Source organism: Sphingobium sp. B1D7B, assembly GCF_025961965.1.
In the GTDB taxonomy this organism is placed as follows: domain Bacteria; phylum Pseudomonadota; class Alphaproteobacteria; order Sphingomonadales; family Sphingomonadaceae; genus Sphingobium.
In genome coordinates this window covers 1,846,389-1,865,371 of sequence record NZ_JAOQOR010000001.1, presented here as the reverse complement: position 1 = coordinate 1,865,371, position 18,983 = coordinate 1,846,389, and the positions used below count along the sequence as shown (strand labels likewise).

The window sequence follows — 18,983 nt, the reverse complement described above, 5'->3', positions numbered from 1 at the left end:
ATGCCGGATGCCCCCTCCCGAAAGGCGTTCGGCATCGCTGCGATCGATACGCTGCTGGGCGGCGGGCTGGCGCGCGGGCGGGTGCATGAAGTCTATGCCGCAGAGGTGGACGATGTCGCGGCAGCGGCGGGTTTCGTCGTCTCGCTGGCGACAGGTCTGAGCGAGGCCGAGGGCAAGGTGCTGTGGCTCCGCGAGCGACAGGCGAGCCGAAAAGGCGGCGTGGCGCAGGGCCATGGCTGGGCCGAACTGGGCGGCGCCCCCGGCCTGGGGCTGATCGGCACCGTCAGGGACGGCATGGACCTGCTGCGTGCGGCCGTGGATGCCTTGCGCTGCTCTGGCCTGAGCGCAGTCGTGGTGGAAGGCTGGGGGCCGATGCCCGCGCTGGACCTGACCGCCAGCCGCCGCCTGACTTTGGCGGCAGAGAAATCCGGCGTGACATTGTTGCTGCTGCGCCCGGACGCGCCGCCCGTGCCCAGCGCGGCACAGACCCGCTGGCAGGTGGCCGCCGCACCTTCGCTCGCGCTGCCGGGCAATGCGCCCGGACTGCCGACCTTCGATGTGACCTTGCTGCGCCAACGTTCCGGCCCTTGCGGCCTTTCCTGGCGGCTGGAGTGGGACCGTGACCGACGCTTGTTCCGTGAAGCGGCGCTATCTGGCGCTGTGGTTTCCGCTCCTGCCCACAGAAAGGCTGCGGATTCAGCAGGGGATCGACAGCGCGGGGACCGGCGGGCAGCCTGACGGGCCGCTGGTTCTCGTCGCCAAGATCAAGGGCGCATTGCGGCTGTGCGCCGTCGATGCGCAGGCCCGCGCGCTCGGCATCTCGCCGGGCCAGACGCTGGCCGATGCCCGCGCGCTGCAGCCCGACCTCATCGTGGCCGACATGGACGAAGAGGCCGACCGTCACTGGCTGCAGCGGCTGGCCCGGCATTGCATCGCCTGGTCGCCGCATGTCACCCTCGCCCCGCCCGATGGGATAACGCTGGATATTGCGGGAAGCGACCATCTGTTCGGCGGCGAGGCAGGCCTGGCCGCGCAGGCCGAGGATGCCTTCGCCGCGATTGGCATGAGCGTGCGCATGGCCACAGCCTCTACCGCGCAGGGCGCGCAGGCGCTGGCCCGTCATGCCCGCCTGCCCGTCACCAGCGAGCGGGAGGCGCTGCGGGCGCTGCCCGTGCTGGCGCTGGGGCTGGACGAAGAGGCGACGCTCGCATTGCGCCGCGCCGGGCTAAAGACCATCGGCGATCTGGCGTCGCGGGCCGCCGCCAGCATCGCCGCGCGATTCGGGGCGGACGCGGTGACTGCCTTGCGCCGCCTGCTGGGCGAGGAACAGGCGCCGATCGATCCGCTCGCACAGCCCGAGCCGCTCCATTTCGAGCGCCGTTTTGCCGAGCCGGTTGCCTTGCAGGCCAGCATTGCCGCCTGTTTTCTCGACCTGCTGCGCGAGGCGGCCCGGACACTCGATGAGCGCGGACTGGGTGGCCGGCGCTTTGTCCTGACATTGTTCCGCAGCGATGGGGCGCGCCATCGGCTGGCAATCGAGACCGGTCTGCCCACGCGCGATCCGGCGCCGGTGCTGCGCCTGTTCGACGAGCGCATCGGCACGCTGGCCGACCCGCTCGACCCCGGCTTTGGCTATGACCGCATCACCTTGTTCCTACCCGTCACCGAGCCGCTCGGCACCAGCCAGCCGGCTCTGGATGGCAGCGAGCAGGATGCCGGCGCGCTGGCCGATCTGATCGACCGGTTGAGCACCCGCCTGGGGCCGGCCAGCCTGTGTCGCCTTGAGCCGCAGGACAGCCATATTCCCGAACAGGCGCAGCTGGCCTTGCCGGCGATCCACGCCCGTGCGCCCCTTCCATGGCCCAGGCCCCCGGCGGGCGAGCCGCCCTTGCGGCCGCTGTTCCTGTTCGATCCGCCGCAGCCGGTGGAGGTGATCGCGCAAGTGCCGGACGGCCCGCCGCATCGTTTCCGCTGGAAACGCAGGCTGCACGAGGTGCGGCTCTACGAAGGGCCCGAGCGGATCGCCTCCGAATGGTGGCGGCGCAAGGGCGGCGAAGCCCCTGGCAAGGCAGGGCTGACGCGGGACTATTACCGGATCGAGGACGTGCGCGGGCGACGCTACTGGATCTTCCGCCACGGGCTTTATGATGAAAAGCCCGATCCGAACTGGTATCTCCACGGGCTGTTCGCATGAGCGACCCGCCCCCTTTCGCAGAGCTGGTCGCGGCCACCAATTACAGCTTCCTGCGCGGCGCCTCGCATCCCGCACATATGGTGGCGCAGGCCCATCATCTGGGCATGGCCGGGCTGGGCATTGCGGATCGCAACACGGTGGCCGGCGTGGTGCGCGCGCACGTGGCCTGGCGGGAGATCGGGGGGCCTGCCACCGGTTTTCGCCTCGCCGTCGGCGCGCGGCTGGTCTTTGCGGATGGAACGCCGGATATCGTCGCCTATCCCGCCACCCGCCAGGGCTGGGGACGGCTGACGCGGCTGTTGACGCTGGGCAACCGCCGCGCGGAAAAGGGTGATTGCACGCTCAATCTGCCGGATCTGCTCGATCATGCCGACGACCTGCTGCTGATCGCCACCGGGCGTGACCGGAGCCTGTTGGAGCGACTGACGGAGGCGCGTCCCGGCGCGGTGTGGCTGGCGGCGACCATGCAGCGCAGCGGCGCGGATGCGCGGCGGCTGGCGCAAGCCCAGGCGCTGGGCGCGGCTTGCGGCGTGCCTCTGCTCGCCACGTGCGATGCGCTCTACGATCATCCCGATGCGCGACCGCTGCACGATATCCTGACCTGCATTCGCGAAGGCACGACCATCGCTGCGGCGGGCCGCCGCCTGCTGGCCAATGCCGAACGGCATCTCAAACCCCCTGCCGAAATCGCCCGCCTGTTCCGCACGTGCCCCGAAGCGGTGACGGCCAGCACGGACATCCTCTCGCGCATCGCCTTCACGCTCGATGACCTGCGCTATGAATATCCGCACGAACCGGTGCCCGAAGGCTGGCAACCGCAGGCCTGGCTGGAACATCTGGTGCAGGAGGGTGGCCGCGAATATTTTCCCGATGGCCTGCCCGAAAAATACCAAAAGGTGCTGGATGAGGAATATGCGCTGATCCGCAAGCGGAACTACGCTTATTACTTCCTCACCGTGCACGATATCGTGCGCCACGCCCGCAGCCTCGAGCAGCCGATCCTGTGCCAGGGCCGGGGCAGCGCGGCCAATTCGCTGGTCTGCTATTTCCTCGGCATCACCCCGATTGATCCGGTGCGGGAGAAGCTGCTGTTCTCGCGCTTCCTCTCGGAAGAGCGCCATGAACCACCCGATATCGACGTGGATTTCGAGCATGAGCGCCGCGAGGAAATCATGCAGTATATCTATGCCCGCTATGGCCGCGAGCGGGCCGGCATTGCCGCCACGGTGATCCATTACCGTCCGCGCAGCGCGATCCGCGAAGTGGGCAAGGCGCTGGGCCTCACCGAGGACGTGACCGCGCGGATCGCCTCGACCATCTGGGGCTCGCCCGGCGGCAGCCGGGTGCCCTCCCCGCGGATCGAGGAGGCCGGATTTGATCCTGACAATCCCGAAGTCGGCCGGCTGCGCACGCTGGTTGAGCGCCTGCTCGAATATCCCCGCCATCTCTCGCAGCATGTCGGCGGATTCGTGCTGACCGAGAGCCGGCTCGACGAACTGGTGCCCATTCACAATGGCGCCATGCCCGATCGCACCTTCATCGAATGGGACAAGGACGATATCGACGCGCTGGGCCTGATGAAGGTGGATGTGCTGGCACTCGGGATGCTGACCTGCATCCGCAAGAGCTTCGACCTGCTGCGCACGCATGGCCTCGCGGACCTGACCCTGGCCACGGTGCCGCGCGAGGACAAGGCAACCTACGCCATGCTCCAGCGCGGTGACAGCATCGGCACCTTTCAGGTCGAAAGTCGCGCGCAGATCGCCATGCTGCCAAGGATGAGGCCCAAGGAGCTGTACGATCTGGTCATTCAGGTGGCGATCGTCCGTCCCGGCCCGATCCAGGGCGGCATGGTCCATCCCTATCTGCGCCGTCGTAACAAGGAGGAGGCCGTGGTCTTCCCCAGCCCTGCCCCGCCGAACGATCCAAACGAGCTGCGCGAGGTGCTGGGCAAGACATTGGGCGTGCCGCTATTCCAGGAACAGGCGATGAAGCTGGCCATCGTGGCGGCCAAGTTCACGCCGCCCCAGGCCGATGGGTTGCGGCGCGCCATGGCCACCTTCCGCCATCACGGGACGGTGCATAATTACCAGAGCCTGCTGGTCGAAGGCATGGTGGCGCGCGGCTATGAGCGGGACTTTGCCGAACGCTGCTATCAACAGATCGAGGGTTTTGGCGAATATGGCTTTCCCGAAAGCCATGCCCAGGCCTTTGGATGGCTGGCTTATGTCTCATCTTGGCTCAAATGCCGCCATCCGGCCGCGTTCACCTGCGCCCTGCTCAACAGCCAGCCAATGGGCTTTTATGCGCCCGCGCAGCTGGTGCGCGATGCGCAGGAGCATGGCGTGGAGGTCCGTGCGATCGACGTGAATGCCAGCGAGTGGGATAGCACGCTGGAAGGACCGGCCGGCAGTGCGCTGGCGCTGCGGCTGGGATTTTCACGCATCGACGGCTTCCGGCAGGGATGGGCCGACACGATCGCACAGGCCCGGCAGGACGGCGCGTTCGTTTCTATCGAAGATCTCGCCCGGCGGGCCAGCCTGCCTCCCCAAGCCTTGCGCAAGCTGGCCGATGCCGATGCTTTTGGCGCGCTGGCGGAGTCGCGCCGCGATGCCTTGTGGGAGGTGCGTCGCACGCCGCCCACTCAGCTGCCGCTGTTCGCCTTTGCCGATGCGCCGGAACTCGGCCGCGAAGCCGATCCGCGCCTGCCCGCCATGCCGCTCTCCGAGGAAGTGGTGGCCGATTACCAGACCGCGCGCCTGTCATTGAAGGGGCATCCGATGCAGTTTCTGCGCGCTGCGCTGACCCGCGAAGGCGTGCGATCCTGCGCGGCCGCCAATGCGCTGCCCGATGGCCGCAGGACGCGCGTCGCAGGCGTGGTCCTGACCCGGCAGCGGCCCGGGAAGGGCAATGCCGTGTTCATCACGATCGAGGATGAAACGGGGATCGTCAACGCGCTGCTGTGGGCACGCGATCTCGACAAGCAGCGCCGCGCCGTGATGGCCGCGCGCCTGATGCTGATCGAGGGTGAAATCCAGAAGAGCAAGGAAGGCGTGGTCCACCTGATGGTCCGGCGGGTGATCGACCGCACGGCGATGCTCGATGACCTTGCCGATCATCCCCCCATGGCCCCGCAAACCGCGCGCGGCGACGAGATCCGCAATCCCCAGCGCCCCCGCCTCAATGGCCATCCCCGCAATGTCAGAATTCTACCAAAGTCGCGCGACTTCCACTGAGGCCCGTTTGGGGCATGTGTGTGTGAAGTGCTGGAGGCCCGAGCCGGAATCGAACCGGCGTATACGGATTTGCAGTCCGCTGCGTCACCACTCCGCCATCGGGCCTTTTCAACAACTTAGATGAAGCACGGCAGATTTTCCGCACCCCTCCTCTTCGTCGTTCCGCAGTATGGCTTGCTGCTCGGCGTCGGATAGGGTCCGAAGTTGCCGAATGCAAGCCAGTAAATCATCGCGCCGCGAAAACCATTCCCCGTGCTGGCGGATGTGTTCAAACTTCCTATGCAGGATCAGCTCGTCACGAGGCGTTCCGTGGAAATAGTGCAGGACAGAAACGGAGACCGGGCTGTGCATCTGAATGCGTTGGAGCCGTTGCTCAATGTCGCGAGTGAAGCCGATCTTAATCGGACCACTCTTCCCGCCGATGAAATAGACCTTGCCCTGCAGCAACGTGTCCGCGCGCCGCATACGGATACGTCTTGATTTCATTCGCGCCGAGATGCGACGCCCAACCTCTAATGCGCGGATTTTTTCGGACTGTTCAAGTATCCGCAGATAATCGCGGTTGAAATCAGCGGACCCTGGCTGGCCGGCCAAACGATGAGTGATATCGTCTCGGCGGAAATACCAATACTTACCTTTTGAGCAGTATGTGTATTTCATTTTCCCGACGGTCGTCACAAAACCTGTCACTTGCGTCGCTCCCGGTATGCGCGCTGGCGCAGCTTCGCAAAGAAGCGCTTCCGGCGCAGTTTCACATGTTTGGCGTCGGCCTCGATCTCGGAAAGCTCCGCACGATCAGCGTCAGTCATTCGATAATTCGATTTCATAACGCCATATATAGCGTGACGTAACGCAGTATATCAAGCGTTATTTTTTATGCGCTCAATCGATCCCGTGCGCGCTCTGAATCCTTGCGCTGGCGAGCATATTTCAGCGCCATTTGATAGGTGCGGTGTCCGATCACAGACGTGATCTCGACCACTGAGCATCCCGCCGCCTCAAGCCGCCCTGCGGCGGCGTAGCGCAGACCATGCCATGACCGATGCGGCATGGCCGGAAGCGCTGCCACGGCCCTGTTAAGCGCCCCTGACAGTTTGTTGTCGTCCATCGGCATCCCGGTGGCGGATCGCAGGATGCGGCCCAAGTCCTTCTTGAGCGGCAACAGGTGCGCTTTCAGGTCGGGATGCATGGCGATCATTAGGGGTTCGCCGGTCTTTTCCTGACGCACGCGGATCATATCGCCCTGCACGTCTCGCCAGTCCATCTTTGCGATGTCGGCCCGGCGCTGCCCGGTGTGGACGGCCAGCAGGACGGCAGTTTTCAGGAAGCCGGGGCAATTGGACAGGAACAGATCGATTTCCTCATCCGACCAGATCGGGATCGACCGCTTTTCCTCGCGCAGCTTCTTGAGCTTTTCGGCAGGGTTATAGCCCTCCGGCACCAGATCGCACTCGTCGGCCCATGTGTAGAGCCGGGAGGTCATTTGCTTGATCTTGTTCCCGGTGCGCGGCTGATCAGCCCACACGTCTCGCAGGGCGCGCACGGCAGCCCGGTTCACGCAATCGTACCGCTCAGGCCCCATGCCCTCTACAATGCGGTCGAGCGTGCGACTGTAATCGACGCGGGTCGTCTCTTTGAGGTTGCGAAATTCGGGGCTTTTTCTATACTCTCCGACAAGCCAGGATACAGTGTGGCGCTCTGGTTTCGGCTCTTTGCGCTCGTCTAGAAGCTCGGCATATCGGGCGTGAAACTTGGGGTCGCCCGGCCTGCCCGGCAGCTTGAGGTTGACCCCATAGCGCCGGAAATACCAGTAATCACGCCATCCGCTTTTCAGCTTCTTGCGGCTTACGTAGGTGAACGGGAGATCGGTTCTTACCACGCTTGATGCGCCCCGCGATTCTGTCGGCCATCCGGTCACCTTCCCGCTTTCTGGCCAGGTCATCAAGTGGCAATCCAGATAGCGCGTCTGCCCACTCATCGAGGTCGCGTATGTCATAGAGCCTCCTGCGCCCGACTTCCTTGGGCTTTGGTCCATTCTCGCGGAGATAGGTGGCGCTCAGGCCAATATAGCGCGCGGCGAGATCGGCGCTCATAAGGCGAGGCCAATTCGGCAGGTTGCGCGCCGCCGCTGTCATCCCCTCGTCTCCGCTAGTGCGCGAAGGGAGGCGCTGCGCTCAGCCAGTGCTAGTATCTCATCCCTTGTCATGGGTGGATTCCTTCGGTGGAGGGGGTAGAGGTAGCCAGTGGGTGGGGACGAATTCGGGCGCCTCCGAATAGTAATGGTTGTCCGGATCGTGCCAGCAGTAGCCAGTCCAGAACGTTACGTGCGAAGTGCGCGTCTCGCAGTCATGGGCGACGAACTCAGCCCCGTCCTTCGGCGCCGAGCTGATCGGTTGCCAGTCCATCCTTATCTCTCCTCTATGTGTGGGGAGGACGACAGACCCTGGGCGCATGGCGTTGCCACCGCGCTCTCGTGAACCGAGCCGCGTTGCGTCTCGGCCCTTCGGGCTTCGATCGCTTGCGCTAAGTACGTATGGAACTCATGCCAGCGGAAGGTAGCAGGCAATCGCGCCCATTTATCTTTGTGCTCCCAGCCCACTAGATCGCGCAGGTATGCATCCCACACATTTGGCAGCCAGTGATCATATTCAGGCAGAACGGGCTCAGCCGGCACCACCTTCCATCCTGCTTCCTCTATTGTGCGGAGGAGGTTCTTGATGGTGACATGCAGGTCTACGGGACCGTCAATTCGGAACGCGTCGGCGCTATCCATCTTATCCATCCAAGCATCGCCGCCATCGTCGAGCATGGCCTGCTTAAGCGCCTCTGCCAGCATGGTTATGGTGAGGGGGTTAGGCATTGCCGCCGTATCCTTTCTCAAGAGCGACCCGATTTGCCTGAGTAAGCCCGACCTTGATCCCGTTGCGGAAATTGATGGCGACCATCCTCGCTGCGCGCGCAGTGTCCTGCTGCTTCACGGCGTCCATGAACATCATCCGCGCGAACACAATACCGGCATAAACGGCAGCAGCGGTCATCACCTTCGTCTGCTTGTCGGGATGCAGCACGTCAGGCCCAAACCCGAGCATGGCCGCATTGAACGCGCTGACGAACTCCATCATCTCTGCGAACTGCTCGGAATCGCCATCGGCACGGACTGCCCTAATCGCATCAGCCATCCCTAAATCCTCTGCCCCTATTCCCGCACAAGGCGTCCAGCTAGGGCATTTGCCGCTGGTGGCGTTGATGAACTATCGCAGGCTCATTTTTGCCCGCTCGGTGGCAGCACGCGTTCGCCACGCCTCGAAACGAAGCTCGGTTGCCCTTGCTTTGCCCTCCAGGCGCCGCCACGTGATGTTGGCGGTCATCCAGTCATCCGAGGCCGCCTTGTATTCAGGAGACGCTATGGCGCGCTGCTCAGCCTCGCCAACGCCGCCGCCTTCATCCTTGAACTTGATGAACATGACCGCCTTGGTCTGCTTCTTGCGTTCCTCGGCGTTCTCGGCTTCGGCGCGAGCGATGGCTGTCTGCTCGAATAGCTGCTCGGCATCGTGAACGGCGCGATCAAGCGGATCGATTGCGTTACTGGCCACAGTGGTAATCCTCTTCTGTCACCTGCGCGCGGTAATCGCTTGGTGTCGCCTCGCCGGCCTGCGCCCGCTTGATCTCTGCACGGCGCGGACTGCTGGCGATGAACTCGCCGATCAGCGTCTCGACATCGATCCCACGCGCTGTCTTGTAGGCCTCCCAGAATGTCGCCTCGCCGTTCTTGTGCTGGGTGTCATGACAGGGGCCGCAGAGGCTTACGGTGCGCCAGTCATCCGGCTTCTGCCCCATCCCTGCGCCCGATCCGATGCGGACATGGGCCACCTGAATGCCGGCCATGCTCCCGCAATTCACGCACGCGTGTGAGCGAACGTGATTGCAGTGAGCCTGCGAGCGCCAGCGGCTAGAGCGCTTGGGTGTCTTGGGGATTTTCCGGATGAACATCAGCCCACCTTCCTCTGTTGAGCGGCTTTTCGCTTCCCTTCCTTGATCGCGGCGCATCGTTCGGGTGAACGCTGCCAAGCCTTGAACTTTGGCATGTTTAGGTTCTCTTTTTGGGTGCCCCACTTGAGGTTTTCTGGCCGATTGTTGTGTGCATCCTCGTCGAGATGAATGACGACAGCCCTTGGAAAGGGCTTCGGCCCGTGGAACGCCTCGCAAACTGCTTGGTGGATTTTGATGTTCCCGAACGGGGACATGATCCCTCGGTAAGAATGCGCTGCGCCCTTTTTGGCGCGGCGAATTTGCCCGCGTGTCGGCTCTGGAAGATAGGCCCTAAACCCGCCGCGATGCATGGGCGCGTAGCGGGGAGGAAGTATTATCCTCCCCTCGCTGCTTGCCATGACGCCCGGAAGGCTCGGAACTAGTTTCCATATCTCAGCCATGCTTAGAACGGAATGCCCGAGTCATCATCAAGGTTATCCGCCTGCCCACGGGTGTTGTATCCGCTTTGCTGGCGGCTCTGCGCGTTTCCCGATCCGGCACCTTCGGCCCCATCAAGCATCACCAGCTTGGCGTCGAAGCCCTGTAAGACGATCTCGGTGGAATAGCGGTCTTGACCGTTCTGGTCTTGCCAGCGGCGCGTACGCCATTCGCCTTGAATGAACACCCTCTTACCTTTGCGCAGATAACGCTCCGCAACGCCAATCAGGCCATCCGACCGGATCACCACAGGTATCCACTCGGTTCGTTCCTTTTTCTCGCCAGATGTTCGATCGGTCCATTTGTCCGTAACAGCCAAGCGGAGGTTGCAAATCCGCCCGCCAGACGAGAAAGACTTAACCTCAGGATCGGCCCCAAGGTTGCCGATGAATTGACATTGGTTCAGCACGTGCCGGTCCCTTTCCATGTATCGCCATTGATGATGTTGCCAACCGTGCTGGGCGAAACCCCAAAGCGTTCAGCGATCCGATATTTTGGTAATCCGCCGCTGTGCATCTTTCGGATCGCTGCAACGTCGGCAGCGGCTAGCTTTCTGTTGCCGTTGCGCTCACCCCTTGTGTCGGGATGCTTCATACGGCCCTTAGCTACAGCGTCGCGGAGGTTTTCAGATTGGGTGCCAAGCCACAGATGCTCTGGGTTGACGCAAAGCCGATTATCGCAGGAGTGGCAGACATTCATCCCTTCCGGGATTTCGCCTTTGAACAACCGATAGGATTGCCTGTGCGCAAGAATATGCGAGTTCCGTAGGCTGAAGCGCCCATAACCATTGGAGTTTACTGGGCCGAGCCATGGCCAGCAAACCTCTGTGTCGAGGCCATTCGTCTCCGTAAGGCGCAAAAACCTAATGTGTGTCGGGATGACACGACCCGTCATGTCAGACTCCCAATTCCAGCTTGCGGTCAAGAATGCGGTTTTTCAGACCTGGATTATCGCCCTGCCCGTGCCACCAGCCCTTGAGGATACCTTCATCATCAGCCGTTTCGAGCTGGATAAAGAGCTGGTCATAAGTGGCGAGCAAGGGCACGAGCTGGTCGGCATCGCCGCACTCATCAATTTCAAGCCATGCCTTGTGGATCTGGGATTTCAGGTCCGACTTGTTGCGCGCCGGGCCGAGCGGGAATGGACGGTCGCGCGGCGCCTGAACGATGTTCTTGGGCGCAGCCTGCGCGCCATCGTCATCCTCGCCCTCGACCAGAATGTCGAGCAACAGAACGGCGGCATAGCGCTTGCCATAGGTGAGGCTTGAGCCGACTGCCTGAACGGCGTTTTTAGCCCCGCTGGTGTCGAGCGGAAGTTCTAGGGTTGCTTCCTCCTTGTGCCCCTCTCGGTGTCGCAGGACGGCTGTCACGCAAGGCTTGGTATCAGCGTTGCCGGGCTTGAATGACAGCGAGAATCCATGCTGCTCAAGAACAGGAGAAATCGCCTTCTTGATGTCCGGCCATTCGGCAAACTCGGAAATCACCTGCCCCTTATGGACAATCTGGCCGTTCTTCTTGATGATCGGCAACTGCGGCTGCATGCTCGCCATCGCCTGTGAGAATGCAATCTCGGCATTGCGCACCTGGACGCGCTCCTGCATGGCAAGCAGGCGCTCCATCTTCTCCACGTCAACGGACGGATCGCGGCAGGCATTGGCGATCACCGCTAGAATGCCGCCCTCGATGCTGGCGACCTCGCTGGCCTGCTCCTGAACTTTGGCTACGCTGTTCACTTCTTCCTCCTGAGGATATTCCAGAATGAGGGTGTCTGTTGCTCTGTGGGCCAGAGAGACATGCGGTGTTGCTTGAAGCGGCTTGTCTCTTCTGTTCTGCCTGAGCAGGTGAAGCGGTTGCTGGTGTGGGCGTAGGGGCGGGTCATGGCGCATCCTTTCGGACCGCGCTCTCGTGAACGGCGCCTGTAGTCGCCGCCCTCCGGGCTTCAATCGCTTGCGCGGTGAGGAACTCTCGGTAACCGATACCAGCTTCGTCCAGAAGATCGCGAGAGAATGCTATGTCATCCGCCCATTTTGAATTAACTGACTTAAACGGGTGAGAGACGATGTTAATGATACCTGATTGGATTGCCTCGACGGTGCAGCGTGTGCAGGGAGGACCACCCCAGACAAGGCCAGTATCATCTGTTGCCGCTAGATATAGTGTGCATCCCTTCAACGCCGTTCCAATACGGGCAGCATTGAGTATTGCGTTCATTTCAGCGTGAACGATCAGTTTTAGTTTCGTCTCGCGATCGTGGAGCCTTTCGTGTGTATCACAGATACCACGCGGAAATCCGTTAAACCCGGTTGAACGAATTTCTCGGTCAGGGCCAACGATCACCGCACCAACTTGGGTTGATGGATCTTTCGACATGCGCGCATTTGCAAGCGCCACTTCAAGGAAGTGCGCATCCCAACGTGCGCTAGGGATGGAAGCCGGAACGGGCGAGACAGCTTGCTGGCTCGATGCCGCAGGCACGACAGCCCGGTCCGCTTGCGGAATCGCCATATCTTCCTTACTCATGGAGCCATCCCTCCCAATACAATCACACTCATAAGGAACAGGACAAAGAACAGTCCTGACCATGCCAGATCACTAAGGTTGATCTCTATGATGCGGGGGTTGTTCACAGATCGACCCTCCTCGAAAAAAGGAATATCCCTGACCAAGCGAGCCAGAAGAGGCCGACAATCACCGATGCGAAATAGGGCATTCCGAGAGCGCCGCCGTCCACTCGCGCGAAACAGTCGAGTGCTGTAACCAGCGATCCCATTGACGCGATGAACCTAGCCATCTTGCGCCTCCGTATTCTGGAGAGCGGCGTCGATGGCTGCTAGCGCGGCGTAGGCCATGCCCTCCCAGTCAGCATCTTTGGCTTCCATGCCGGCGTGCCAGTCAGCCTCTACAATCGGGCGAGCGCGGTGTAGCGCCCCCTCAAGCTGAGCTATGCGGGCCTCTTGTGCTTCGAGAGCGTCGGCTGCTTGGGACAGTTCGCGCATTTCGCCGCTAGCCGGGCCAATGGTGTAAGGACCATTCCGCAGCCGTTCGATCAGTTCATGCATGATCACCCCTCCTGTCCGAGAGCGGCGCGGCTCAAGGGAACGTAAACGCCTCCCCAACCCGGCGCGTTTGGCAGCAAGGCGGCAGCGTCGCGGAAGTGTCCCATAGTGAGGACTCCCATGCCGGCCTCGCCAGAGCTTTCGCAGACGATTTCATGGTCTTTCGGAACCCTGCCGAAAGTTAGCCGCGCTCGCGTTTCCATGACGCGGCCCATCGCGGAGAATGGCTCCAGCGCCTTCCGCAGCCTCTCGTTTTCAGCAAACAGGCCCATCTCTGCTGCTCGGGTGAGCTTGGGGTCGGTCATGGCTGGGGTTCCTGCTTGCGGGCAGCGAGCATGGCGTCGGCAATAATGTATGCATCCCGAGCGAATGGCTCACCCTCTCCGAACAGCGGAGAGTGATCGTGGACGCTATTGCTCAGCAATCCGATTAGCGCCTGACCCGCGAGCCAGTCACGGATCGTGAGGCCGGGGAATTTCCCCGTGTGAATGCCGGTTTGCACATAGTCATGCTCTTGCGGGACAGAGCGGTCGCCCTGCGCCTCGCACGGGAATGCTGGGAAGTTGCTGATGTTCATTTCACGGCACTTTCGATAATGTCAGGATCAATGCCGGCGTTCATGATGGCCTGGCGGAATGCGATGCGAGCGGTCATTGCCTCGTGCTGGGCCAGCTCGTAGTCATTGCCCGCACAGTAGACGCTGGCCTTCTCGGCATCGCGTTGGGCGGCTTCCAGATCGCGCAGGGCGTTCAGGATCAGATAGGCGCTTGCTTCACGCTCAAGGCGGAACCGCGTCTCAGCCAGTGCTGCTGCGCTGTGGTTGACGGATAGGGTCATGCTGCTGACTCCGGCTTGATCCGCACAGAACGCACGCGCGGGATCATGAAAGTTGAAGGCTGATCACAGGAGTTGAGCCTGTTGATGAGCCGCTGATGTAAGCGCTGGCGAGACATGAACCGACGCAAAGCGCGGCCGCTGCCCACGGCTCCGGTTCGACCTTGGGGTTTCGAGACGATCAGCATATGCCTGCCTCCCGACCCACGGATTGATGCTGTTGAACAGCGGCGCGTCGTATCGCCAGCCGTTCTGAGCGAGACTCGTGCTGTCCGCGCTGATGAATGGATAATCGAAGGCAACGGCCGTCCCGCGCAGCATGTGCAGCGGGTGCCATGTGTTGCCCATCAGGCGCGCGACCTGCTCCATTTTGCGCTGATAGGCGGAGCAACCGACCGGCTCCCGCTTGGGATCGCCGATCCAGCCAAGGGCGACCCTGGGAAAGCGCTCGCACAATCGCCCCAGCCGCTCGATTGGTGCATCCATGTGATAGACTGGCACGCCACGATGACCGAACGGCCAGTCGTTTAGGAGCCCGTCGTTGATCTGCGATGGAGCGCCTGGACTGTCTGGCAGTAATGCCCAACGGCCCGGCTGCCAGATGATCGGCTCCAGCCATTGGTAATAGGCCAGCCACCACGCCATGCGATCCAGCTCGTCCCATTCCTTTCCGGCCCGCATTGCCTTCATCCAGAAGCTGAACGCGCCGTGATCGAAACATGACGTGCGGGCAAATCGCCAGCACAGCCTCCAGATCGTCCGGTCGATAGAAACTAATGCAGGCGGATCGACCGGCTAAAACTGAAATTAATGCACCGCGAGGCGTCATCGGGGTGCCGTGATAAATGCAGGGGCTCATGCCTTCTCTCCCTCACCAAGGTCGCTATGCTCCTCAAACCATGCATCGATTTCGGCGATCAGTTCTTCGCGGGCGCGGCCTTCGGCTTTCTCGCCATTGTCAGCCCACTCGCCTTCACCCTCGGTCCAAGCGTCATAGTTGGGGCTGATCGCGGACCATGCGGGTTCGGGCCAACGGTTCTGGCTGATTGACCACCCGCGATAGGTGTCGGGCGCGCTCACGCCGTCCTCCGCAGCCCGAGAGAGGCGAAAGAGGGTGCGGGATACCAGTCATCATACCGGCCGGTGGGCACGTCAGCGTTCAGATAGTCGAGCGCCGCCTGTGCTGCGTCCTGCGCTGCATCCAGACCGTCCGTGATCCGAACATCTGCATTCGCGAAGTCACCGCGCGCTGCGATCTCTTCCAAATTCTCGATGATGGAGCGTAGCAGGGCCTTGCTGCTGACTGGCGTTGCCATCACGCGGCCTCCACCAGCTTGCCACCTTGAGCACGGTAGAAAATATCAGCCTTAAGGCCATCCTTGCCGATACAGCCGGTTGCGAAGCCGATGCACTTACCGTCGCGGCCAAATTCAGGCAGCGCAATCCACGTGCCATCAACGCCTTTTGCTAGGCAGTTGGGGGCGGAGGCCGAGATTACCGAGGAGTGCCCCGACGCTGCCAGCTTCGAGTAGTCCCCCGACGCGGCCAGCTTCGAGGAGTGCCCCGACGCGGCCAGCTTCGAGGAGTGCCCCGACGCGGCCAGCTTCGAGGAGTGCCCCGACGCGGCCAGCTGCGAGTAGTCCCCCGACGCGGCCAGCTTCGAGGAGTGCCCCGACGCGGCCAGCTTCGAGGAGTGCCCCGACGCGGCCAGCTTCGAGGAGTGCCCCGACGCGGCCAGCTGCGAGGAGTGCCCCGACGCGGCCAGCTTCGAGGAGTGCCCCGACGCGGCCAGCTTCGAGGAGTGCCCCGACGCGGCCAGCTGCGAGTAGTCCCCCGACGCGGATTGAACCTTGTCACCGCTTACGGTGCAGGCATCCATCACCCATTTGATGGCGGAAGCGATCAGGTCAGGCAGCTTAAGCTCGACCTCAACGGTCAGTTCAGCGCACGCCCACTTCTTGTCCTCGCTGCGGTCAACCTTGCCACCGACAGTGACGCGGGCGAAGCGATTGCCGTCCTCAAGGCCGTAGAAATCGAGAACATCGAGAGGGTTCTGGCAGACATGGAAGCCGCTCTGGCACCGAACCACCGGGCCGGTGTGAACGTAGGTCTTGCCGACCTCGTACTGGTAGCCACGGCACTGGAGGTTTTTATCGAAGCCCTTGTAGGCCACGATCTGCTCACCAGCAGGTTCGGCCTTCTTCCGCGTTGCCATCGTGTCGTCCCTTCAAAAGACTGAGTTCATCCTCGGCGCGGTGGGAGAACCGCGCTCTGGTGAATTCAGGCCTTGGGAGAGGAGGCGCGGGGCGCATCGTGATAGCTACGAAGCGCTGATGACCGATAAGCACCATCAGCGCATTTGCGTGCCGTGGCGCGAGCCTCCGCCTTCTGCGACTTGGTGCGGAAGGGCTTGCGGTTGTGCATGTTGCGCGATGGGTTCGCCTTGCCCTCGAAGATATCGCGGGTCAGCTTCGTGGCGTATCGGAAGATGTCGTGCATCGTGTCGTCCCTTCTCTGTGTGTGAGAGGGACTGTGCATCACATGCACATGATGGTCAAGAGGAAATGTGCGCTACATGCACATTTTTAGTTGGCGGGCTTCAAGTCCTTAACGGTGCAGGTCTTGTTCGCCTCAAACCATTGCCCATTGCTTGCCTGCTTCCACTCGCGCCCACAGGCTCCCCGCGCGGTCATGTTACGGGCCAGCTGCTCGTTGTCGGCCTGCACGTTTTTATTGAAGGTTTTGCGCAAAGCTTCATGCGCGCCATAAACGCTGACAGCGAATTTGCGGTCTTGCGCTTGGTCGCCTTCTAACTTGTCCAGGCGACTTTCGAGGGCGTCGATCCTGGTTTGGGCGCGGGAGAGCGCGTCGTCCGCTTCGTCCGACGCGATCGCTCTTATCTCGCTCTCGCTTCTTCCACGCGGGATGTCGTCGCAAGCTGCCGCTAATATCGGGAGCAACAACAACGCATAACGCATCAAGCGATCTTTCTACGCTCCACAATGCCATAGGCGGCATCTGTGATTTGGGCTCGCTGGTCTGGCGTAGCACGATCCCAGATTGACCAAAAGCCCTCTGGATCGTCCGGATCGCGGAACAGTAAGTCGGCGATGGTGCAGCGGTATTCACGGGCCAGCACCTCAAGATGCTTCTGCATATAGGGCGACTGCCCCTTCTCGATCTTCCCGAGCTGCTGCCCTGACACTTTAAGCTTCTCGCCGGCCTCCTCAAGCTTGAAGCCGCGCGCCTTGCGCCACTCACGCAGGTAGGTTTTTGAGAATCGTTCGCCCATGTGCGTATACTGCACCGCACTGCGGCGAGAAAGAATGGACTGACATGCACATTCCCGCTTGACCGAAACGTGCATGTGATGCACATTATGCGGCATGACACTCGCTCAGTATCTGTCCGCCAGCAATCTCAAAGACGCTGACTTCGCACTGATGATCGGGGTTGACCGTTCGACGGTCACACGGATGCGGAATGGCACTCAAATTCCAACCCCGACCGTCATGCAGGCAATAGTCGAAAAGACGAGCGGCAAGGTTCTACCGAACGACTTTTACGGCATCGCAGCCTAATGGCGCAGGCGAACCACCTTGGCATCGGCCTCGTACAGCTTGACCGCCTTAATGGCGCGCTTGAGGCTCCGCTCAAACTCGCTGAACGGCATATGCCAGCAAGCCACATCATCGCCGCTTTGCATCTTGATGCACACCACTCCATTTTCAATCGAGAACTCGGCAGCTTTCGATGCGTAAACCGCACTCCCCATAGAGACCCCCTCCAACATGCTTTTGTCCGTTCCGGTGGCAGCCGTCCGGAGTCGGGATCATGGGCGAAATCAATCGTTTTGAGCAACATGATTGTTAGGCAAACGGATTGTCGACAAAATTGTTCGCACCGAAACGGGACGCAGGCCACAGGAGGCGTGTCGTGATCTGGCGCGTCGGGATGCTCGCTTGCTGCATTAAGCATGGACCGTGGACGGCTGACGAGCCCATCAATGCTATCGATCTTCTCTATCCTGATCCAGAATACGGAGACATTCTGCGTGTTTCTGCAGTTGAGCGTTATGATGACGACATTTTGGTGCTCGTCTTTGATGGGCTTTATCCGGGAGGCTACACGGCAGATCGCTTCCGCCCCCTGAACGACGCAGAAGACGATGCCGAGCTGATTGCCCGCATCAAGAACTGCAAACCTGCTCGCATTCCGGTGAGGGCCTAACCCATGCCCTCCCTCCCCCTTCCGGCACAAGCTGCCAACCGCGCCTGCCTCTCCTCTCAGGTAGGCGCGGAGTTCTTCCTGGGTTCTGCTGTCTCCCACCAGCAGAATGGCGCGGCCGTGCAGTCCCACATTTCTCCGCACGACCGCGCCACCACCATCGCAGCGCATGGGGCGCAAGCGCGCGACGATCTCAGCAATCAGTTCACCGATAGAAACAGCTTCATTCATGGAGGCATGGATAGATGAGCATGTCCAGCAAATCAGTGGGGGACGATCTCAAAGTTTCCCGCACTGCAGCATTCACCCGCTTTGCCGAGACCCTGCGTCTCTACGTCGGTCGCGGCGGTCGGTTCAGCTACAAGGAACTGGAGCGCAAGTCTGGCGTGCCGGCGCGGATGATCGAGGCTTATCGCTATGAGCCGGATCACGAGGAATGGCGCGCTGCACCGCTGGAGCATGTGCTGAGCCTTATAGCGGCGCTTGGGCCTGAGTTCGCCTCCGACATGCTGGCGCTGGCCGATCAGGGCGCATTCTGGTTGCCTGATGACGGCGACCCCAACCCCGGCGAGTTCGCGGCTGAGACATCTGAGAACACGACTGAGATCGTCCGCCGCGCCGCTGATGGCGTGTTCTGCGCGGAGGATCGCAAGCACCTGAAGGCTGTCGGCCAGCGCAAAATCCAGAACGGCATGAAGCTGGTAGCCATGGGGAGCAAGGCAGCATGACCGATCTCCTCATCATAGCTGGCTGCAGCGTGGCAAGCGCGTTTCTCGGGATTGCTCTGTTCGGCGGTCACTTCATCCGACAGGCGACCAAGGCGCGAATGATCGCGAATTGGGAGCGCGATGCTCGGCAGTCCCTCGTGGATACCATCGAACGCGCGCTTGACGAAATCCCTCCCTACACCCGCTCTGCCAACGGCACCGTCCAGAAGATCGGTAAGATCCTCAGAGGGGAGGGTTGAGCC

The 18,983-nt window shown here is 61.7% G+C and carries 32 protein-coding genes and 1 tRNA gene; 8 read left to right on the top strand and 25 right to left on the bottom strand.

What is annotated here, in order from left to right:
• Genes M2336_RS08610 through M2336_RS08600 form a run of 3 tightly spaced genes read left to right on the top strand, consistent with a single transcriptional unit; the run spans position 1 to position 5,430 of the window.
• Positions 1-738, top strand: coding sequence for an ImuA family protein (locus M2336_RS08610; protein ID WP_264574630.1), 738 nt, complete (start codon positions 1-3; stop codon positions 736-738).
• Positions 620-2,194: a Y-family DNA polymerase gene (locus M2336_RS08605; protein WP_264574629.1), complete on the top strand. Its 1,575-nt coding sequence runs from the start codon at positions 620-622 to the stop codon at positions 2,192-2,194. The genes M2336_RS08610 and M2336_RS08605 overlap by 119 nt, the downstream gene beginning before the upstream one ends.
• A complete protein-coding gene (locus tag M2336_RS08600) occupies positions 2,191-5,430 on the top strand; it encodes an error-prone DNA polymerase (RefSeq protein ID WP_264574628.1) in 3,240 nt (1,079 codons plus the stop codon). Before M2336_RS08605 ends, M2336_RS08600 begins: the two co-directional genes overlap by 4 nt.
• Positions 5,431-5,461: 31 nt before the next feature.
• Here the strand turns inward: M2336_RS08600 and M2336_RS08595 are convergent.
• The 24 genes from M2336_RS08595 to M2336_RS08485 all read right to left on the bottom strand — a co-directional run bounded on the left by M2336_RS08595 (position 5,462) and on the right by M2336_RS08485 (position 17,174).
• Positions 5,462-5,535, bottom strand: a tRNA-Cys gene (locus tag M2336_RS08595).
• A gap of 3 nt (positions 5,536-5,538) precedes the next feature.
• Complete coding sequence (locus tag M2336_RS08590) at positions 5,539-6,120, bottom strand: GIY-YIG nuclease family protein (protein ID WP_264592861.1); 582 nt, start codon at positions 6,118-6,120, stop codon at positions 5,539-5,541.
• Complete coding sequence (locus tag M2336_RS08585) at positions 6,117-6,239, bottom strand: hypothetical protein (RefSeq protein WP_264592860.1); 123 nt, start codon at positions 6,237-6,239, stop codon at positions 6,117-6,119. Before M2336_RS08585 ends, M2336_RS08590 begins: the two co-directional genes overlap by 4 nt.
• A 65-nt stretch (positions 6,240-6,304) precedes the next feature.
• Positions 6,305-7,465, bottom strand: coding sequence for a tyrosine-type recombinase/integrase (locus tag M2336_RS08580; protein ID WP_264592859.1), 1,161 nt, complete (start codon positions 7,463-7,465; stop codon positions 6,305-6,307).
• 372 nt (positions 7,466-7,837) lie between these two features.
• A complete protein-coding gene (locus M2336_RS08575; RefSeq protein WP_264592858.1) occupies positions 7,838-8,290 on the bottom strand; it encodes a hypothetical protein in 453 nt (150 codons plus the stop codon).
• Positions 8,283-8,552, bottom strand: coding sequence for a hypothetical protein (locus M2336_RS08570; protein WP_264592857.1), 270 nt, complete (start codon positions 8,550-8,552; stop codon positions 8,283-8,285). Before M2336_RS08570 ends, M2336_RS08575 begins: the two co-directional genes overlap by 8 nt.
• Positions 8,553-8,681: 129 nt before the next feature.
• The gene (locus M2336_RS08565) at positions 8,682-9,023 is read right to left on the bottom strand and encodes a hypothetical protein (protein ID WP_264592856.1); all 342 of its coding nucleotides are present in this window, start codon (positions 9,021-9,023) and stop codon (positions 8,682-8,684) included.
• The gene (locus M2336_RS08560) at positions 9,013-9,315 is read right to left on the bottom strand and encodes a DUF1364 domain-containing protein (RefSeq protein ID WP_264592855.1); all 303 of its coding nucleotides are present in this window, start codon (positions 9,313-9,315) and stop codon (positions 9,013-9,015) included. The genes M2336_RS08565 and M2336_RS08560 overlap by 11 nt, the downstream gene beginning before the upstream one ends.
• Before the next feature lie 104 nt (positions 9,316-9,419).
• Positions 9,420-9,674: an HNH endonuclease signature motif containing protein gene (locus M2336_RS18060; protein WP_413716185.1), complete on the bottom strand. Its 255-nt coding sequence runs from the start codon at positions 9,672-9,674 to the stop codon at positions 9,420-9,422.
• A gap of 188 nt (positions 9,675-9,862) precedes the next feature.
• Positions 9,863-10,324, bottom strand: a complete 462-nt coding sequence (gene ssb, locus M2336_RS08555; RefSeq protein WP_413716180.1) for a single-stranded DNA-binding protein — start codon at positions 10,322-10,324, stop codon at positions 9,863-9,865.
• Positions 10,300-10,791: an HNH endonuclease gene (locus M2336_RS08550; RefSeq protein ID WP_264592854.1), complete on the bottom strand. Its 492-nt coding sequence runs from the start codon at positions 10,789-10,791 to the stop codon at positions 10,300-10,302. Before M2336_RS08550 ends, ssb begins: the two co-directional genes overlap by 25 nt.
• 1 nt (position 10,792) lies before the next feature.
• On the bottom strand, positions 10,793-11,782 hold the full coding sequence (locus M2336_RS08545) for an ERF family protein (RefSeq protein ID WP_264592853.1): 990 nt from the start codon (positions 11,780-11,782) through the stop codon (positions 10,793-10,795).
• Complete coding sequence (locus tag M2336_RS08540; protein WP_264592852.1) at positions 11,772-12,416, bottom strand: deoxycytidylate deaminase; 645 nt, start codon at positions 12,414-12,416, stop codon at positions 11,772-11,774. The genes M2336_RS08545 and M2336_RS08540 overlap by 11 nt, the downstream gene beginning before the upstream one ends.
• A gap of 263 nt (positions 12,417-12,679) precedes the next feature.
• Positions 12,680-12,955: a hypothetical protein gene (locus M2336_RS08535; RefSeq protein ID WP_264592851.1), complete on the bottom strand. Its 276-nt coding sequence runs from the start codon at positions 12,953-12,955 to the stop codon at positions 12,680-12,682.
• Positions 12,956-12,957: 2 nt separating this feature from the next.
• Positions 12,958-13,257, bottom strand: coding sequence for a hypothetical protein (locus tag M2336_RS08530; protein WP_264592850.1), 300 nt, complete (start codon positions 13,255-13,257; stop codon positions 12,958-12,960).
• Complete coding sequence (locus tag M2336_RS08525) at positions 13,254-13,529, bottom strand: hypothetical protein (protein ID WP_264592849.1); 276 nt, start codon at positions 13,527-13,529, stop codon at positions 13,254-13,256. The genes M2336_RS08530 and M2336_RS08525 overlap by 4 nt, the downstream gene beginning before the upstream one ends.
• On the bottom strand, positions 13,526-13,789 hold the full coding sequence (locus tag M2336_RS08520) for a hypothetical protein (RefSeq protein WP_264592848.1): 264 nt from the start codon (positions 13,787-13,789) through the stop codon (positions 13,526-13,528). Before M2336_RS08520 ends, M2336_RS08525 begins: the two co-directional genes overlap by 4 nt.
• A gap of 63 nt (positions 13,790-13,852) precedes the next feature.
• Entirely contained in the window at positions 13,853-14,467 is a 615-nt protein-coding gene (locus tag M2336_RS08515) for a hypothetical protein (RefSeq protein ID WP_264592847.1), read from the bottom strand.
• A 174-nt stretch (positions 14,468-14,641) separates the two neighbouring features.
• Positions 14,642-14,866, bottom strand: a complete 225-nt coding sequence (locus M2336_RS08510; protein ID WP_264592846.1) for a hypothetical protein — start codon at positions 14,864-14,866, stop codon at positions 14,642-14,644.
• On the bottom strand, positions 14,863-15,102 hold the full coding sequence (locus M2336_RS08505; RefSeq protein ID WP_264592845.1) for a hypothetical protein: 240 nt from the start codon (positions 15,100-15,102) through the stop codon (positions 14,863-14,865). The genes M2336_RS08510 and M2336_RS08505 overlap by 4 nt, the downstream gene beginning before the upstream one ends.
• Complete coding sequence (locus M2336_RS08500) at positions 15,102-16,001, bottom strand: hypothetical protein (protein WP_264592844.1); 900 nt, start codon at positions 15,999-16,001, stop codon at positions 15,102-15,104. The genes M2336_RS08505 and M2336_RS08500 overlap by 1 nt, the downstream gene beginning before the upstream one ends.
• A 65-nt stretch (positions 16,002-16,066) precedes the next feature.
• Entirely contained in the window at positions 16,067-16,285 is a 219-nt protein-coding gene (locus M2336_RS08495) for a hypothetical protein (protein WP_264592843.1), read from the bottom strand.
• Between the two features lie 86 nt (positions 16,286-16,371).
• A complete protein-coding gene (locus tag M2336_RS08490) occupies positions 16,372-16,764 on the bottom strand; it encodes a hypothetical protein (protein WP_264592842.1) in 393 nt (130 codons plus the stop codon).
• Positions 16,764-17,174 (bottom strand): helix-turn-helix domain-containing protein, encoded by a 411-nt coding sequence (locus M2336_RS08485; RefSeq protein WP_264592841.1) that lies wholly within the window; start codon positions 17,172-17,174, stop codon positions 16,764-16,766. The genes M2336_RS08490 and M2336_RS08485 overlap by 1 nt, the downstream gene beginning before the upstream one ends.
• On the opposite strand from M2336_RS08485, the gene M2336_RS18055 reads away from it, so the two are divergent.
• Entirely contained in the window at positions 17,173-17,367 is a 195-nt protein-coding gene (locus M2336_RS18055) for a helix-turn-helix domain-containing protein (RefSeq protein ID WP_413716179.1), read from the top strand. The genes M2336_RS08485 and M2336_RS18055 overlap by 2 nt on opposite strands.
• Here M2336_RS18055 and M2336_RS08480 read toward each other — a convergent pair.
• Positions 17,364-17,579: a hypothetical protein gene (locus M2336_RS08480; protein ID WP_264592840.1), complete on the bottom strand. Its 216-nt coding sequence runs from the start codon at positions 17,577-17,579 to the stop codon at positions 17,364-17,366. The genes M2336_RS18055 and M2336_RS08480 overlap by 4 nt on opposite strands.
• A gap of 143 nt (positions 17,580-17,722) precedes the next feature.
• Here M2336_RS08480 and M2336_RS08475 point away from each other — a divergent pair, with 143 nt between their 5' ends.
• The 4 genes from M2336_RS08475 to M2336_RS08460 are packed head-to-tail and all read left to right on the top strand — an operon-like array spanning position 17,723 to position 18,980.
• Positions 17,723-18,016, top strand: a complete 294-nt coding sequence (locus M2336_RS08475) for a hypothetical protein (RefSeq protein ID WP_264592839.1) — start codon at positions 17,723-17,725, stop codon at positions 18,014-18,016.
• Between the two features lie 3 nt (positions 18,017-18,019).
• Entirely contained in the window at positions 18,020-18,262 is a 243-nt protein-coding gene (locus tag M2336_RS08470) for a hypothetical protein (RefSeq protein WP_264592838.1), read from the top strand.
• A gap of 2 nt (positions 18,263-18,264) precedes the next feature.
• Positions 18,265-18,741: a hypothetical protein gene (locus M2336_RS08465; protein ID WP_264592837.1), complete on the top strand. Its 477-nt coding sequence runs from the start codon at positions 18,265-18,267 to the stop codon at positions 18,739-18,741.
• Complete coding sequence (locus tag M2336_RS08460) at positions 18,738-18,980, top strand: hypothetical protein (RefSeq protein ID WP_264592836.1); 243 nt, start codon at positions 18,738-18,740, stop codon at positions 18,978-18,980. The genes M2336_RS08465 and M2336_RS08460 overlap by 4 nt, the downstream gene beginning before the upstream one ends.
• Positions 18,981-18,983: the final 3 nt, after the last annotated feature.